General features: G+C 34.4%; 2 protein-coding genes. Both read right to left on the reverse strand.

Annotated features, from left to right (window positions below):
- Window positions 1-113 precede the first annotated feature (113 nt).
- Window positions 114-743, reverse strand: coding sequence for a hypothetical protein (locus A6E04_RS20800; protein ID WP_065612294.1), 630 nt, complete (start codon window positions 741-743; stop codon window positions 114-116).
- Window positions 744-865: 122 nt separating this feature from the next.
- On the reverse strand, window positions 866-1,501 hold the full coding sequence (locus A6E04_RS20805; RefSeq protein ID WP_083199122.1) for an HAD family hydrolase: 636 nt from the start codon (window positions 1,499-1,501) through the stop codon (window positions 866-868).
- Window positions 1,502-1,557: the final 56 nt, after the last annotated feature.

The following is a 1,557-nucleotide window of genomic DNA, read 5'->3' on the forward strand; positions in this document are numbered from 1 at the left end:
CCTGCATAACACGTTTGCTACTATACAGACTTAACTGAATTTTACCGCCTTAATCACTGAAACTAAAGGCAAACTGACAACGCCGAGTGTAGCAAATCGTGTTGATGCGATTGTTATAAAGATATCTTACAACTTTCATCATAGCTTTGAAGAGCCTTATTAATATGATAAACCGAAGCCAATGCAACACCTTCGTTAAATGCATAAGATCCAGTTGCAAAAGAAAAAAGACCCAATATAAGATAATTGGCATGGACCTCTGTCGATAACGTTCCCATAAATGCAATAAAAAATACTAAGCCGATTATAACCATCAATGCCCCAGTAATTAAATTGTACCCCCAAAAGAGTTTATCAAACCACTCTAACTTTATTCGATACGATTTATTATCCAGCTCATCAATATTAGGCATAATCTTCGCAACTCTTAATAAATGCCTAAATGAAACCTTGGTATCAACCCGTTTGCTTATGGTCAAAATAGCATTCAGCATCGGAGTACTAACTCTTACACCATGAGCAAGCCGGAAACATTCAATTTGAATTTCATCCTTTAGATGAGACTTTATTTTATCGGTTACATTTTCATTTCCTAAAGCTTCAATTAAATCATTCATTCTTCGTTTTCTATTGAAACTCGAAAAATCAATAAGCCTTGGGATATTCATCAATATAAGAACAACAATAAGAATGAGAGCAATACCATAATTACCCTCCTTCATTGATGTATATAATGCGTCCATTTATATTATTTACTCCATCTTTATAACGCCGCCATAACACGTGCTGACGACCAACTTTACCAAGCCAATTACACTTCAAACCAAAAACGCCGAATGTTATAAGCATCGTGTTGATGGCTTTGTTATACCAACATCTCACCGAAATCAGATATAGCTTGCTTTGATAAGCTCAAATCATTTTTTTGATTAAATGTATGCTTTACTGCTACAACGTCACAACCACTACTCACTCCAGCCAATATTCCTGCTGTAGAGTCTTCAAATACTAATGCGTCAGAAGCTAGTATATCGAGATTTTTAATTGCTAATTGGTATGCTTCAGGATTTGGTTTATGCTTTATTACATCTTCTTTGGTAATTACAACATCAAATGCGTTTTTCAAACCAAGTTGCGATAAAATTTGTTCAACCATCCAACTTGCAGCCGAGCTTACCACTGCACATTGCTTACCTGTCAATTTAATATGATTTATATAATTTAAAGCATTAGGATTAAGTTCTAAATTCTCGCGTAAAAGATGCTCATAATGAGAACGGAAATATGCATTAAACTCTATTAAATTTGGAGAGATATTTGCTTCTTTAAAAAAATGCTCAGTAACAACTTGCCAGCTTTCACCCATAACATTTTTATATATATTAAAATCAACGATTACACCATAATCTAAGCAAGCCAATTCTAAAGCTTTGCCTTTCAGTGGCTCTGAATTAACCAATGTTCCATCCATATCAAACAAATATGCTTTATAATTTTCCAATATATGCTCCTTTACTTAATTATTGCGCCCCGTTGGTATAACGCTGGCATAACACG

Origin of the sequence: Aliivibrio logei (assembly GCF_001691055.1) — a bacterium.
Taxonomy (GTDB): Bacteria; Pseudomonadota; Gammaproteobacteria; order Enterobacterales; family Vibrionaceae; genus Aliivibrio; species Aliivibrio salmonicida.